This is a genomic window from Pseudoalteromonas sp. UCD-33C (assembly GCF_001306895.1).
Taxonomy (GTDB): Bacteria; Pseudomonadota; Gammaproteobacteria; order Enterobacterales; family Alteromonadaceae; genus Pseudoalteromonas.
Genome location: NZ_LJTB01000003.1, coordinates 248,613 through 264,486 on the forward strand (window position 1 = coordinate 248,613; position 15,874 = coordinate 264,486).

At 40.7% G+C, this 15,874-nt stretch carries 14 protein-coding genes; all 14 read right to left on the reverse strand.

The annotated features are described in order from the left end of the window. Positions 1-36: 36 nt before the first annotated feature. A complete protein-coding gene (gene fliD, locus AOG26_RS09235; protein WP_054562207.1) occupies positions 37-1,443 on the reverse strand; it encodes a flagellar filament capping protein FliD in 1,407 nt (468 codons plus the stop codon). A gap of 27 nt (positions 1,444-1,470) precedes the next feature. After that, on the reverse strand, positions 1,471-1,887 hold the full coding sequence (locus AOG26_RS09240) for a flagellar protein FlaG (protein WP_054562208.1): 417 nt from the start codon (positions 1,885-1,887) through the stop codon (positions 1,471-1,473). Positions 1,888-1,966: 79 nt separating this feature from the next. Further along, complete coding sequence (locus AOG26_RS09245) at positions 1,967-2,929, reverse strand: flagellin N-terminal helical domain-containing protein (protein ID WP_054562209.1); 963 nt, start codon at positions 2,927-2,929, stop codon at positions 1,967-1,969. Positions 2,930-3,091: 162 nt separating this feature from the next. Continuing rightward, on the reverse strand, positions 3,092-4,057 hold the full coding sequence (locus AOG26_RS09250; RefSeq protein ID WP_054562210.1) for a flagellin N-terminal helical domain-containing protein: 966 nt from the start codon (positions 4,055-4,057) through the stop codon (positions 3,092-3,094). Between the two features lie 430 nt (positions 4,058-4,487). After that, positions 4,488-5,450, reverse strand: coding sequence for a flagellin N-terminal helical domain-containing protein (locus AOG26_RS09255; RefSeq protein ID WP_054562211.1), 963 nt, complete (start codon positions 5,448-5,450; stop codon positions 4,488-4,490). 347 nt (positions 5,451-5,797) lie between these two features. Then, on the reverse strand, positions 5,798-7,030 hold the full coding sequence (gene flgL, locus AOG26_RS09260) for a flagellar hook-associated protein FlgL (protein WP_054562212.1): 1,233 nt from the start codon (positions 7,028-7,030) through the stop codon (positions 5,798-5,800). 2 nt (positions 7,031-7,032) lie between these two features. Next, complete coding sequence (gene flgK / locus AOG26_RS09265) at positions 7,033-9,042, reverse strand: flagellar hook-associated protein FlgK (protein ID WP_054562213.1); 2,010 nt, start codon at positions 9,040-9,042, stop codon at positions 7,033-7,035. A 13-nt stretch (positions 9,043-9,055) separates the two neighbouring features. Further along, positions 9,056-10,024, reverse strand: coding sequence for a flagellar assembly peptidoglycan hydrolase FlgJ (gene flgJ, locus AOG26_RS09270; RefSeq protein WP_054562214.1), 969 nt, complete (start codon positions 10,022-10,024; stop codon positions 9,056-9,058). 194 nt (positions 10,025-10,218) lie between these two features. Then, the gene (locus tag AOG26_RS09275; protein ID WP_054562215.1) at positions 10,219-11,313 is read right to left on the reverse strand and encodes a flagellar basal body P-ring protein FlgI; all 1,095 of its coding nucleotides are present in this window, start codon (positions 11,311-11,313) and stop codon (positions 10,219-10,221) included. Between the two features lie 12 nt (positions 11,314-11,325). Next, on the reverse strand, positions 11,326-12,009 hold the full coding sequence (gene flgH, locus AOG26_RS09280; protein ID WP_054562216.1) for a flagellar basal body L-ring protein FlgH: 684 nt from the start codon (positions 12,007-12,009) through the stop codon (positions 11,326-11,328). A 15-nt stretch (positions 12,010-12,024) separates the two neighbouring features. Then, positions 12,025-12,813, reverse strand: a complete 789-nt coding sequence (gene flgG / locus AOG26_RS09285; RefSeq protein ID WP_054553306.1) for a flagellar basal-body rod protein FlgG — start codon at positions 12,811-12,813, stop codon at positions 12,025-12,027. Positions 12,814-12,834: 21 nt separating this feature from the next. Further along, positions 12,835-13,599, reverse strand: coding sequence for a flagellar basal body rod protein FlgF (locus tag AOG26_RS09290; protein ID WP_054553307.1), 765 nt, complete (start codon positions 13,597-13,599; stop codon positions 12,835-12,837). Positions 13,600-13,759: 160 nt separating this feature from the next. Continuing rightward, entirely contained in the window at positions 13,760-15,127 is a 1,368-nt protein-coding gene (gene flgE / locus AOG26_RS09295; RefSeq protein WP_054562217.1) for a flagellar hook protein FlgE, read from the reverse strand. A 51-nt stretch (positions 15,128-15,178) separates the two neighbouring features. Beyond that, a complete protein-coding gene (locus AOG26_RS09300) occupies positions 15,179-15,862 on the reverse strand; it encodes a flagellar hook assembly protein FlgD (RefSeq protein ID WP_054562218.1) in 684 nt (227 codons plus the stop codon). Between the last annotated feature and the right edge of the window lie 12 nt (positions 15,863-15,874).

A 15,874-nucleotide genomic window follows, 5' to 3' on the forward strand; every position in this document is an offset into this window, starting at 1 on the left:
TTACCTACAAATAATTGCTGAAGACATTAGCTACTACTAAGATTTTGATTTAGTAAACCCTGGTAAACTAGATAATTGAGCACTCAAGTAAGTTTGAGTCGATTGCATCTGAGCCAATAATACATCAAGACCTGAGTACTGTTTACGAAGCCTAGCTTCTAGCTCAGTCATACGGTATTCATGATTAGCGACATCATCTTCGAGATCATCTAACTGAGCGTTTAAGTTTGTTTCTCTTTGTTTAATTATACCGTTAGAGTCAACATAGTTTTCTAATAAAGTTTCAAATTGTGTAGCTAGTCCATTTTCACCTGCAAAAGCCTTGCCAATATCATCGTAGTTTTCGTCCATTGCTTCATTTAAACTACGAACTAGAGATGACTTTTCTAAATAACCATCCTTATCAACGCCTAAGCCAATATCAAATATACTTTCAAATGGACCTGCATCTGTTAAGTTAACAGATAAATTATTGACAAGCTGTGATTGTAAAGAGCGAATCGTTGCATCACCATTGAGTGGCTTACCCACTCTTGATTGAAAACCTAACTGCCCGATTACATTGTTATAATTCGCTATGAATTCATCTACGAGCTTAGTGACACTTTCACGATCAACTTGAACTGATAACTTTGCAGTTTCACCATCGACGCTTTCTCTTTTAGCTGTAATAGTCATGTCTTGAACAGCATCTTTAAACGTGTTGGTATCATTAGTAATAGTAATACCATCAACTTTTATCGAAGCGTCTTGAGCTTCATCACCAGATGCAATTGCAATACCACCAGCAGTAACACCATCGTTAGCAAGTGTCGAAACATTATCAAGTTCAGCAGTATCATTCGTAATTACTAAATCATTGCCAGTACCTGTAACAGATGAGGTTAGGACAAGCTTAGACTCTGTACCTGTATTTATAATATTGGCAGTTACGCCAAAGTTGTCATCTGAATCATTTATGGCATCGCGCAACTCAGCAAGAGTTGCACCTGCATCTAAGGTAATATCAAAATTTTTATCGCCTGCTGCAAACGATAAAGTACCACCTGATGCCGTAACCACATCATCAGTGGATGCAAAGAGGCCATCATTAGATGTTGCTCTACTACCTTGAGCAAGTTCTAATACTTCAATGTTGAAATCCCCAGGAGAAATATCTGAAGTTGGTGTTACTGATATCAGATCACCATCATCACTGGTAGGCTGTTTGATAGTTGCAGTTCTTTTGTTAAAGTTATCTGGATCAGCTAACTTCTCGATAGTGTCTTGCAACTTAGAAAGAGCAGATTTAATTTCACCTATCGCTGAAAGCTCTACCTGTAAAGACTCTTCTTTTGCAACAAATGCGTTCATTTTAGGAGTGTTTTCAGCACTTACGGTTGCTGAGATAATGCTCTCAAGATCTAAGCCAGAGCCAATTCCAGCTGAAGTAATTAACGGCATTTTAACCTCCTGAAAAATATTACACTTTTATGCTGAATGATTAAATAGCATACCTTTACTAGTTAATTTATCGGCAAATTCATCCAAAGCTTTAGCCACTTCTCGAAACTCTTCTGTGGGTATCTCACGGATCACCTCTTCACTTTCTTTATCGAGCACTTTAATGATCGGTGGTTCACCTAGCTCATCAAACTCAAAAATTAAGTTTGTCGAAGTTACCGGTATATATTTATTAAGCTTCTCGAGGTTTTCTTTTACCTCAGCAATCATATCTTGCTTTTCTTGACGCTTCTTGCTTGAAACTTCATCAATATTAACAGGTTCCCTACTAGCAATTTCTGTGCCTTTATTAAGCTTCTCTTCATCTAACACTGATTTTACAGAAACACTGTTTGAAGTATTAACATTATCTGAAGCCCTAGCTGCGGAATTAATATCTATCATTTCTCTCTCCAGCTGTTATCTGTTAAATTATAAGCCACTGTACTGAAAATTTCCTCTGTACAGTGACTTAAAACTTAGACTACCCTAGTAACGAAAGAGCTACTTGTGGGCGCTGATTTGCTTGACTTAAGATAGAGCTACTTGCTTGTTGTAAGATTTGCATCTTAGTCAAGTTAGCAGTTTCTGTTGCAAAGTCAGTATCTTGAATACGCGAACGTGCAGCTGTTAGGTTTTCAGCTATATTTGATTGATTTCGGATTGTTGATTGGAAACGATTTTGAACCGCACCTAATTCAGCGCGCTTTTTATCAACAACAGCGATCATTGCATCCATACCAGCTAATACTTGCTGCGCATTAACTTGTGAAGATACGCTAATAGTTGTTGCACCGAATGCAGAAAAGCCAACTGTTGCTGCGGTTAAACCTGTACCAACATCACTAATACCAGCAGCTAATGTTGACATGCCTTTTCCTGTCACACCTGAAGCAACTTGAGCGATGCCTGACATAGTAAAACCACCATTAGCAGTTAGTGAATTTGCTGTACCACCAACATTTTTCATGCTAAAGCTAATTGTTTGAACTGCATCAGCACCAACTTGGAAACTGGCATTATAAGTTCCATCAAGAAGGTTTTGACCACCGAACGTTGTATCTTCAGCCACTCGATTAACTTCTGAAGCTAATGATCGAATTTCTTCTTGAAGTGCTAAACGGTCTTCATCAGTATTCGAACCATTCGACGCTTGTTGTGCAAGCGTACGAATACGTTGGAACATTGATGTTACTTCGTCTAGTGCACCCTCAGCTGTTTGCGCAAGAGAAATACCATCGTTCGCATTTCGGTTACCTTGATTAAGGCCGTTAACTTGTCCTGTTAAACGGTTAGCGATTTGCATACCCGCAGCATCGTCTTTCGCACTATTAATGCGTAAGCCAGATGATAATCGCTGGAATGAAGTGTCTAAGGAGTTGCCAGATTTCATCAACTGACGCTGTGCGTTCAAAGAACTCACATTAGTATTTACATAGATAGCCATGTTAGCCTCCGCTTTATCATTTAATAGCTAAACAGCGGGATACCCCTACCCTGCTATTTAACCGACATAGAGTCCTAGATTGATAGTTCTCTAAATCAGTTATCGTCTGATAAAGCGAAAGCTTTAGCTTTATTTGTAAATTTTTTAACTATTTTTTAAATTTTAACCTTGTAATAAGCTTAATGCCGCTTGAGGTCTTTGATTTGCTTGACCTAAAATTGTTTGGCTTGCTTGCTGTAAAATTTGGTTTTTAGTCAAATTAGCCGTTTCAGCTGCGAAATCAGCATCTTTAATTCGTGATTTAGCAGCCGATAAGTTTTCTGAAATATTCGCTTGGTTACGAATAGTCGATTGAAAACGGTTTTGTACAGCACCCAATTCAGCACGCTTTTTATCTACTACAGCAATCATAGAATCCATAGCTGCGAGCACTTGCTGAGCATTTACTTGAGAAGATACACTTATTCCGCTTGCAGTAATATTGCTAAAACCTGCTGTAGCTGCGGTTAATCCAGTGCCTATATCACTAATACCTGCAACCAATGTAGACATTCCTTTTCCGCTCACGCCTGAAGCAATACCAGCTATACCCGACATAGTGAAACCACTATTTGCAGTTAGTGAGTTAGCTGTACTTCCAACATTTTTCATACTAAAGCCGATAGTCTGAACGGCATCAGCACCAATTTGAAAACTAGCGGAGTAACTCCCATCAAGTAAGTTTTGGCCACCAAATGTGGTATCTGCAGCAATACGGTTTACTTCAGCAGATAACTGACGAATCTCTTCTTGGAGAGCAAGTCTGTCTTCATCCGTATTTGAACCGTTTGCTGCTTGTTGTGCAAGGGTTCTAATTCGCTGAAAACTTGAAGTAATTTCTTCTAATGCCCCTTCAGCTGTTTGCGCAAGTGAAATACCATCGTTCGCATTTCGGTTACCTTGATTCAAACCTAGAATTTGTGATTGTAAACGGTCAGAAATTTGTAAACCGGCAGCATCATCAGCTGCGCTATTAATACGTAGGCCTGAAGATAGACGTTTAAACGAAGTATCTAAATCTGTACCTGTTCTATCCAACTGTCTTTGTGCATTTAATGCACTAACATTAGTATTTACATATAAAGCCATAATAAACTCTCTTCTTATCTGTCAAAGTAAAGTCACTTATTAAAAAAGTGAATTTGACAAAGTGACCCTTACAGCGGCAAATCTAAGTCGCCTGGGGCAAAATACTGCCACTTTGCTGATTAGTTAATTAACTTGAAGTAATGAGAGCAATTAATAGGCCAACTATTAATTAAGATTAAAAAAGGAATAAAAAGGCTCCATTTAGGAGCCTTAAGAGAGATAAGTTTAAGAGTGGGTTTAATAACACAAATTATGGCATAATCTGTGCTTTATGTTTTATGTTCTTACAAATGTTAGAACACTACTGTCAGGATTTTGAGCGCCTCCGCTTTATAATCCTATCTTAGCGCCTTTGTTAATACCCCATTAGACAAAGGCGCTTTTCTTTAAGTCAAAGTTTTGACTTCACTTTGACTCAAATTCCCAACTATTAACCTAGTAAGCTTAATGCCGCTTGAGGACGTTGGTTAGCTTGACTCAAGATTGTTTGGCTAGCTTGTTGTAAGATTTGCATCTTAGTTAGGTTAGCTGTTTCAGTCGCGAAATCTGTATCTTTAATACGAGATTGAGCTGCACTTAAGTTTTCAGAGATATTAGCTTGGTTACGAATCGTTGACTGGAAACGATTTTGAACCGCACCTAGCTCTGCACGCTTTTTATCAACTACCGCAATCATAGCATCCATACCAGCCAAGATTTGTTGTGCATTAACCTGAGAAGACACACTGATTGTAGTTGCGCCGAAAGCTGAGAAACCAACAGTTGCAGCAGTCAAACCTGTACCTACATCACTAATTCCTGCAGCAAGAGTGGACATACCTTTACCTGTCACACCAGAAGCAACACCAGCAATACCTGACATAGTAAAACCACCGTTAGCAGAAAGCGTATTAGCTGTACCACCAACATCCTTCATGCTGAAGCCAATTGTTTGAACAGCATCAGCACCCACTTGGAAACTTGCTGAGTAAGAACCGTCAAGTAAATTTTGGCCACCGAAAGTAGTATCTTCAGCAACTCGGTTTACTTCTGATGCTAAAGAACGAATTTCTTCTTGAAGTGCCAAACGATCTTCATCAGTGTTTGAACCATTCGACGCTTGTTGCGCAAGGGTACGTATACGTTGGAACATTGACGTTACTTCGTCTAGTGCACCTTCAGCTGTTTGCGCTAAAGAGATACCGTCGTTCGCGTTACGGTTACCTTGATTAAGACCGTTAATTTGCGATGTTAAACGGTCAGAAATTTGTAGACCAGCCGCATCGTCAGCAGCGCTGTTGATACGGAAACCAGATGATAAACGCTTGAATGAAGTGTCAAGTGAGTTACCAGAATTCATTAATTGTCTTTGAGCGTTTAATGAACTAACATTTGTATTTACATAAAGTGCCATGATATTTCTCCCGAAGTAAACTTATCATTTACTCTCAAACTTACTCTAATTAAGCGGTAACTGTTGTTTGTTACTCAGCTTGGTTAATTAAGTTATCGGTCCGCTCAAAAAATCCTTTAGTGAATTTTTAAACAATTTTTAAAATTTTATTTAATGCACTGTATTTAAAAGAGAAATATTTTAGCTTTTTAACTAAACATGGCATCTGGTTACCTTGAAAGCCGCTATCACGATGTTTTACTAAAGATATAAATACTAAAAAGAGTGCTCTAAAAACGCTTTTAAAGTGTGAAGCTTAAGGAAGGTTTTGTAGGTTAAGTTTATTAAATAAGCTTAACCTACATAAATTATAAGTAATCAAATAATGAGAGGTTAGCCAAACGGCCAAATGTTGCCTGTGCAGCTTGCAGTGATGTTTCTTGTTTGGTGAGTTCAGTAATCGCTTCAGCCATATCAAGCTCAACAAGCTCAGCTTTTGCAGCTTTATTGCTAGTATCTAAGTCACCGTTTGATTGTTCGATTTTCTTGGCCGTATTTAAGCGACCACCCAAACCGGCCTGAACAAGTGAAACCTGATTTTTGGCATTATCGAGTTGTACGATGGCATCAGCTAAAACTTGATCAAACTCTTCTTGAGTTAAATCAGGATTGGTTAGTCCTGCTATCAGGTCATCCAAAGTATTTAACGCATTCTCTTTTTGTGGTGCTTCAAGGTCAACATCAACTTGGCCATTTGCAACAGGTGAAACAGAAATCTCCATACCTTGATATTCAATTTTACCGTTTTCAAAACTACCGCTGTCAATCGTTACACCAGCTTGCTGCACAACAAATGTATTAGGTGTGCCTGTGGTAGTAATAAAGCTTAGTGTATTGGCATTTGCGGCTGCGGCAGGGTCTGCGTTGTAATTTGCCTGATGGAATTTATCGAAATCAGCTTGCTCAGTAACATAAATTTTTGAGCTTGTGATACCGCCTGACACAGTGCCGTCGTTTGATGCCACATTTAGTCGAGCATTTACTTTTTCGAATGTATCAAAACCATTGTCACTTGATTTGATTTCTACACCTTCAGCCACTTTGATTTTGTGTTGCCCGTGATCGCCACCATATTCATAGCGACCAGAAGTACTATTAAAGGTGTAAGACGGAGTATTATCTTGGTAACCCGAAAAGATAAATTTACCGTCTTCGGTCTTTGCATTCATCAAATCAAGTACCGTACTTTGCAATGCTTTAACTTCTTCAGCAATACCTTCACGGTCGATATCACTATACGCACCATTACCAGCTTGAATAGATAAAGTATAAGCAGACTCAAGCGCACCTTTAATATTTTGCAGCACACTTTCTTCTGTTGTTAGGCGGCTATTCAGCATTGTAATGTTTTTTGTGAACTGTTCATTACCCTGAATGCGATCTGTATAAAGTAGTGCGCGAGCCGTAGCCGAAGGATCGTCAGCAGCAGTCAATACACGCTTTTGAGTATTAACCTGCTCTTGCGCTTTGTTTACATTTTGCTGTGAGTTAAGAATAGAGTTAAGGTTATTCTTATACATCATGTTATTTGAAATACGCATAATTACCTCGCCGCACTTAATAAGGTGTCAAAAATAGTACGTGCTGTTGAAAGGACCTGTGCTGATGCTGCATACGATTGTTGAAAGCGCAGTAAGTTTGCCGCTTCTTCATCAAGGTTTACACCTGATAGCGATTCATACCAAGCTTCAGACTGATCAGCCAATGCTGTAAAGGCCGCACCATTGGTTTGGGCTTGACTAGTCACTACACCAATATCAGTGACAATGCCTGAATAGGCTTGATTAAACGTTTTATGATTATCGGCTGTACTACTTGCTTCAACATTTTGACGCACTAGCTCACCATTTTGTAAATCGGCCAATAGCAAACCATTACGGTTATCATCAAAACCACCAGTGTTAAACTCTACTGTGAAGGTGTCACCTGTTGCAGGTGATCCTTCAATATTAAAGTCAAAGCCGTAGGTATCGTAAGGCGCCCCTGCTTGAGCAAGAATATTCTCAGCAGGTGGTGTAATGGTAAACGTCGATGTACCGTTACCATCTGTAATTTGATACTCGTTAGCATTCGCCGTTTTCACGAGTGTGATATCGCCATTCGCCAAACTCGGTGGGGGACCCACGGTAATACCCGTTGAGTTGTCAATATCGGACACTGTGCCAGCAGAAATACTTGCATCACTGGTATTATTGATATCGTTCGCAGTTCGAATAGGTGATGCTAACGCTAAATCTTCAGGACGTTCAGTTGCAAGCTCTAAGCTAGTTGCAGCCTGAGAGTTCAACTTAACCATAAATTGGTCACCAGTATTTGCAGCACCTGATACGTTGAGCTGTAAACCAAACGCTTCACCACCCGTAATAGTTGATGAGTCAATCACACCGGCAGTCACATTCGCTGTAGATGCGGTGCCAATGGGTTCACCTTTATTATCAATTGCCTGAATCTCAACAGTGGTTGCGCTTGTATAGGTCACAATAAAATCACTTGCTGGCAATTCGCTGCCTTTACCAGGTTCAAGGGTTGCCGTCATTGTTGATGTGCCCGTATTCGCTTGATAACCAAACGCATCTACCGTTGGAATAGCAAAAATATCGCCACCAATTTCACCATTAGCGTCCATACCTAAGCTATTTTGTTGGTTAAAGGCATCGGCTAATGCTAAGCCCATTTGACCAAGTTGGTTTTGCGCTGGAACTAAAATATCGTCACGAAATGCCAGTAAGCCACCAATTTTGCCTTTCAATTTACTCACATCAACTTCAAGCGGCACGGCTTTGCCGCCGTTTATATCAAGTTTTAATTCTTTAAAGTTCGGATCAGGATCGCCACTGAATGAAAACAGGTTAAATGTGCCACTTTGCATGACAAGTGCTTGACCAGAGCCTAAATACACTTGTTTCTCGCCGTTATTACCATCGAGTGTTTCAATATCAATCAGCTCAGATAGATCACGAATTGCTTTATCACGTTCATTATATAAACCACTTGATACTGACTCACGATCAGTACCATGAACCGAAGCAATCTTGGTATTTAAATCACTGATATTTTGGATCAGGTTATTTGCTTCATCTGAAAAGATTTCTAGCTGCTCATTTACTACTGCTTTTTGGTCAACCACAATGCTCGATAACCTGTCCATTTGATCAATCAAATTTTGTGCATCCGTCATGACCAGTGAACGAGCTACTGTTGATGACGGTTGATTTAAGCTTTCTTGTACATTGTTAAAAAACGAATTTACGCTCGTTGATAAGCTGTTTGACTCTTCTGAAAACAAGCTATCTACACGGCTTGCTTCAGTTACAAACTGATCAAAAAACGCTTTATTAGAGGTATCTCTATTTAATTGCTTTTGTGCAAATTCATTTAGTAAGCGATACGTTTCACCACGGCCGACTTGGTTATCGATCATGGTTGTGAACTCAGTACGCTCACGCACATAGCCCTCGGTATTAACGTTGGCGATGTTTTTACTGGTGGTTTGTAAAAGCTCAGAGTTAGCTCTTACACCGGCATTTGCTATGTCATATAAGCTAAATGACATGAGGGTCTACTCCTTAACGTACCAATGAAGCAGCGACGCTTTGAAGCTCAACGCGCTTCAATACCTGCTTAATTTTATCGGCATAATTTGGATCAGTTGCATAGCCTGCTTTTTGTAACGAATCTAAAAAGGCTGCAGGCTCTGCGGTATTATTAAGTGCTTCTTGATAACGTGGGTTTTCATTTAAAAAATCCACAAAGTCGTTCACACTGTCTTTAATCGATTGATAAGAGCGAAAACTTGCTTGCTTTTTAACTGGCACACCTTGTTCAAACTCAAGCGTGACTTTGCTTGCTTTATCACCTTGCCAGCTCCTATCCGATTTAATATTGAATAAGTTGTTACTACTTGTGCCATCAGCTTTACTGATGATGTGTTTACCCCAGCCCGTTTCAAGTGCTGCTTGAGCAACCATCACAGCTGGGTTTAAGCCAATTTTTTCAGCCGCATTTTTAGCGTGCTCCCAAACAGAGCTAATGAAAGACTCAGCATCTTCAAAGCGGTTTTCTGATTGCTCGTTCGCTGATGTATCCTCGACAGCTTGTGGTTTAGCCTTAGCCTCAGTAGTGCTATTAAGGACACCGCTTGCGCGTTTATCACTATCAAAGTCAGCCGTCGTTCTTAGTACAGAACCTGGTGTAAACTCTTTACCGTCTGGCGAGAGCTGCTGAACAATCAAGTCAGCTAGGCCGAGCGAACCATTTGATGAAAGCTCAACCGACATTTGTTGGTCATGCATCTCTTCAAAAAATTTAACGCCGCTTGAATTAAATGGGCTGTCTTTATCTTCAAACGCTTCATTTGCTTTGCGCATGCTTTTAAGTAGCATCTGAGTGAAGATAGATTCAAATTGTGCCGCCGCTTTTTTCAGCGCCTCTTTTGACGCATCGCTAGAGGCATCACTTTTTAAGGCATTTTGACGTAATGAGTCTAAGTTGCCTAAATCAAAAAAGTTTTGCTTGTCGAGATGATTTGTATCCATCAGCTTTTTGACACAATAGTTAATAATGAAAATTAAAATGCAAAAATTGCGCCAATAAAAAACTTTATAAATGAATGGCTAATAACTGATACAGGAATGGAGTAACTTCAGAGCCAAGATTTTGGCTGATGTTTGTGTGCTAAATGATTTAAGAAATACTAAAACAAAAAACGCGCTCGAAAGCGCGTTTTAATTTAAATGATAACCAGTTGCCCGTTTATCGCCCCCGCTTCTTTTAAAGCTTCAAGGATTGCCATTAAATCACCCGGTGCGGCCCCAACTTCATTGATTGCACGCACGAGATCATCAAGATTAACACCCGGGTTAAATACAAAAGCACGTGAATCATCTTCGTTCACATCAATAATACTTTGATTGGTAACGGTAGTTTCACCATCACTTAAAGCATTTGGCTGTGACACATTTTGCTGCTCAGCAATGGTGACCGTTAAACCACCATGTGTAATCGCCGCTGGCTGTAGCTTCACGTTTTTGCCAATCACTATTGTGCCTGTGCGAGAGTTCACAATAATTTTTGCTGCTGTGTCTGCTGGCTTAAACTCTAAGTTTTCAAGTGTCGACAAATAAGCAACACGTTGAGAAGCATCACGCGGTGCTAACACTCGTACTGAAGCTGCATCGATTGCCTGAGCGCTGTCAGGACCCACTAAATCATTAATCGTTTGCTCTAAGCGTTTAGCCGTTGTGAAATCAGGACGATTTAAATTAAAGGTAATGTAGTCACCTTGCATAAACGGGCTCTTAATAGCACGTTCTACAATGGCACCGTTTGGAATACGACCCACTGTGGGTGTGTTAATAATTACACGGCTACCGTCTGCCCCTTCAGCACCTAGACCACCAACGACTAAGCTGCCTTGTGCAATCGCATAGGTATTGCCATCAACCCCTTTTAGGAAGGTTTGTAATAAAGTACCGCCACGTAAACTACCCGCACTACCAATAGATGAAACCGTAATATCAATGGTTTGACCGGGTTTTCTGAATGCCGGTAACTCTGCATGTACAGCCACAGCGGCAACATTTTTAATCTTAGGTTTTAAGCTATCAGGTAAGGTAATACCAAAACCATTCAGCATAGCTTTAAAGCTTTGTTGAGTAAATCGGCTTTGTTCACCTGTGCCGGGCAAACCGACAACCAAACCATAACCCACTAATTGGTTTGCGCGCACGCCCTCAACCATAGATACATCTTTGACTCGCTCAGCCTGTGCAGAAAACTGCAGGCTAATTAAGCAAAGAGCGATGATGTATTTAAACCCATTCATGACTTTATTCCTCTAAAATGGGAAAAGCGAACTACTAAAGAAACGAGACAGCCAACCTGCACTTTGCGTTTCTTGAATTTGCCCTTTACCTGAGTATTGAATTCGCGCATTAGCAATACGGTTTGATGTGACCGTGTTATCTGCTTGAACATCTTCAGGACGAACTAAACCTTCAAGGCGAATAAATTCTTCACCGGTGTTCAAAGTGAGCCATTTTTCACCGCGAATAACCAAATTTCCGTTCGGTAGAACACGCATCACATTGACAGATATATCACCAAATAAGCTATTTGATTGGTTAGACTTTGAATCACCTTTAAACGATGCCCCAGAACCAATACCAAACTGAATGCTATCACCGCCAATGTTAACTGGATTACCGCCAAGCCCAATAACAGGGTCTAAACTAGCGTCCGTTTCTTTGTCGGTTTCGGTTTTTGCCGCTTTGGTGGCTTGCGTTGATTCTTGCAATTTAACCGTGATGATATCACCCGCGCGCAATGCCTTTTTATCTGAGTACAAGTCATCTGCTGAATAACTATCAAACAACGAACCCGTTGGTACCATTGGCTCTGTTGTTGGCTCCGGATACATAGGCGCATAGTAAGGGTCATCCTGAACCACATGATGATTTTGCGTTGTCATACAACCACCCAGCATTAATGCTGCCGATGTGACTAAGATAATGTTACGCATGCTGCCTCCTACCCATTAAAGCTGTTGATTGATGTAACTAAGCATTTCATCAACCGCTGAAATCACTTTTGAATTCATTTCATAAATTCGTTGCGTTTCGATCAAGTTAACGAGTTCTTCTGTTACATTCACATTAGACGTTTCTAGTGAACCTTGAACCACAGTACCTAAACCATCGATACCTGGGTTCCCTTGCACAGGTGCGCCACTCACAGCAGTTTCTGTGTACAAGTTTTGCCCCATAGGTTCAAGACCCGATGGATTAATAAAGTCACTAATTGTTAGCTGACCAATGACCACGTTCTCTGCTTGCCCTGAAATACGTACCGACACTTCACCGTCTTGCGAAACAGTAATTGATTGTGCATCGTCTGGTACGTTCATTTCTGGCTGTAATGGAAAACCCGCACCAGAAGTTACAATGCGACCATCTTCGTCAGTGGTGAATTGACCATTACGTGAGTATGCAATGTTGCCATCTGGTAATTGCACTTCAAAAAAGCCAGGACCTGAGATCATCCAGTCCAATGAATTTTCTGTGGTAAGCATGTTACCTTGTGAAAAGTTCTTTTGGTTAGCAACCACTTTTGCACCGGCACCAAGCATTAAACCCGATGGCATTTCAGTGTCTTGAGATGAACGGCCACCTGGTTGATTGATGTTTTGATATAGTAAATCTTCAAATACGGCGCGGCTTTTTTTGTAACCGACCGTGCTGGCATTTGCGAGATTATTTGAGATCACCGAAATATCGGTTTGCTGGGCGTCAAGCCCGGTTTTACTGATCCATAATGCAGGATTCATAACTCTACCCTCTCAGTCATCTTAAACAATGCGTAACAGCTGATCTTGACGCTCGTCGAGCTCTTCGGCTGTTTTCATTAATTTAACTTGTAATTCAAATTGGCGTTGATTGCTGATCATGTCGACCATTTCATGCACTGGGTTTACGTTCGACATTTCAAGCGTACCCGACAGTACCTTTACGTTTGGTGAAATATCACAAAAACCACAAAGGTCATTGACCAACATGTCTTCTTTTGGTCGAAATAAACCGTCATTACCTTTTTCAAGCTGAGTGTTATCAGCCTCAATCACTTTTAAGCGATCAACCACTTCCAAAAAGTTAGCTGGCGCACCTTGTGGGCGAACCTGAATAGCACCGTCTTCACTAAACTCAACTTTCTCGATAGGTAATGGCAAAATGATTGGACCACCTTCGCCAATTACTTGACGGCCATGGCTAGTGATCAACGCGCCATCTGGAGTAATGTTTAATGTGCCAGTTTTGGTGTACGCCTCATTGCCTGATGCATCTTGTACACTCAACCAACCACGGTCACTCATCGCGATATCAAGCTCGCGGCCAGTTTCAACAAAACCACCCGATTCCATATTAGATCCAGGGCGTTCTTGCATTGCAAACACCCTAGATGGCAGACCTTCACCGAAGGCTTGCATAGAGCGAGCTTGTGCAAAATCAGCTTTAAAGCCAGTGGTGTTAGCATTCGCAAGGTTGTTGGCCTTGAGTTCAAGACCTCGCAAACTTTGCTTAGCACCCGACATGGCAATGTAGACCATTTTGTCCATAACATTGACTCACTAAAAATACGATAACTAAGAAATGCAATAAAAGTGCCAAAGTAAAATTGACGCTAAAATAGAAGAGAAAAATGAATAATTAGAATGAAAAAAGGCTGCCAATAGAGGGAGCAGCCTTCGTGTCGGATTAAGCTTAGAGCCGTTAAAATTAACGGATCTGTAGGATGTTTTGCTGTAGTGTTGAGTTAACCTCAAGCGCACGTGAATTTGCTTGGAAGTTACGCTGCGCACTGATCAAGTCAACAAGTTCGTTAGTTAGGTTAACGTTTGATTGTTCAAGCGCTGATGAGTTAATTGAGCCTAAAGTACCTGAACCTGGTTCGCCAGCAATAGGTTCACCTGATGTAAGGCTCTTCTTCCAGGCTGTATCACCCACTTGTTGTAAACCCTGTGAGTTCGAAAAGCGTACCATCGCAACTTGACCTAGGAATGAAGTATCACCATTACTGTATGAAGCAACAATTTTACCGTCAGAACCGATATCGATACCTGATAGACGACCTACAGTCGCACCATCTTGTTCCAGTGCTTTTACTTCAAAGTTACTAGCATACTGAGTAGGAATTTTATTTGTTGTTGCTGCTTCATCACGCCAATTAATAGTGACATCATCTGGGAAGCTGGCACCATTAGAAAGTAAGTCAGATAAGCCTGCCGCAGCACCAACACCATTTGGTAACGTTAATGGGTCAAACGTAGTGTCAGTGTTTGCTACACCATCTGTATTTAGTGGTAAACCACTTGAGTCAAACTGAAAAGTCGAAATAGGCGTGTATGGCGACGTAGTTTGCTCAGTACCATCCGCAGCAAACGGTTTTTCATCTAAAGTAGCATACACTTCCCACTCATTTTCATTACCAGTAGTTGTTGAATCAGTTTTCACAAAAAAGAATTGTAAAATATGTGGCTCACCTAATGAATCATACACTGTTGTTGATGTTGAGCTGTTATATGAAGCACTTGTCTCAGGATCAAACGGCGTCACTGACGGTGAAGTTGCTCGAGAGTCTAGATTAAAAGATGAATAAACATTCGTGGTTGCACGTGGTGAACCTGATGCATCAGGAATTTGTAGTGCAGAAGATGTACTTAAGCTAACAGAAGTGGTATCACCGGTTGCTTCATCAACAGGGAAACCTTGTAGATAGTTGCCATTAGCATCGACTACAAAGTTATCTTTATTTAATTTAAACGCACCTGCTCGGGTATATGTGAAGTCTTGTGCACCTAGGTCATTCGCCATTGCGAAATAACCTTCACCAGTGATCGCTAAGTCAAGTGAGTTATTTGTGAAAGATAACGAACCTTGGTGGAATTGTTGTGCCACCATTGTTGTTCTTACACCGTCACCATTTTTTGTTTTACCAGAACTAAATACTGATGATGCGTATACATCAGCGAACTCTGCACGAGACTCTTTAAAGCCCGTAGTATTAACGTTAGCAATGTTATTTGCGGTAACGTCTAAATCTTTTTGCGCGGCTGCTAAGCCTGTTAATGCAATATTGAAGCTCATAACTCACCTCTAACCTATCTCTTAGCCTAAGCTAACCCAAACCTTTTTTACTTATGCGATTTCAGCTATATCAGTTAGCCTAACCGCACCCTCTTTTGTATTTACGATAATGCCGCTTGCGCCATTAATATTGACACTTTCAATATTCTTAAAGGTCGCCATTGGCATACTGCTGTAGTCTCCATTGACAAAGCCTTCAGCACTGATGTCATATTCACCTTCAGGTAGCACATTGCCATCATTGTCTTTACCATCCCATTCAAAACGAAGTGCACCCGCTGACTGAGAACCTAATTCAATGGTACGCACTAACTGGCCTGATGAATCCGTTATTCTTAGCGTTAAAGATTCAACAGCGGTTTCTGCAACCACCGACCCTTTAGCTAGATTTTCGCCATCAAAATCAATGGTGTCAGACTCAAGTAACGCTTGCTTACCAACAAGAGTCGAAGCCTGTAACGCAGAATTTGATGTCATTGATGCAGTGAGTGAATCAAACTTCTCGTTTAAGTTTGAAATACCTTCAGCCATGGTAAAGTTCGTCATCTGCGCAATCATTTGATCGTTATCAGCAGGATTACTCGGATCCTGAAACGACAACTGCTGTGTTAACAACGAAAAGAAATCTTCCTGAGAAAGCGTGTTGTTGTCTTCTTCAGTTGTTTGCGTACTACTTTGATTCCAACGCAAACTATCCATATAGGATGATGATGCAGAGCTGATGTCGTTACTCATAACTTATCCTCG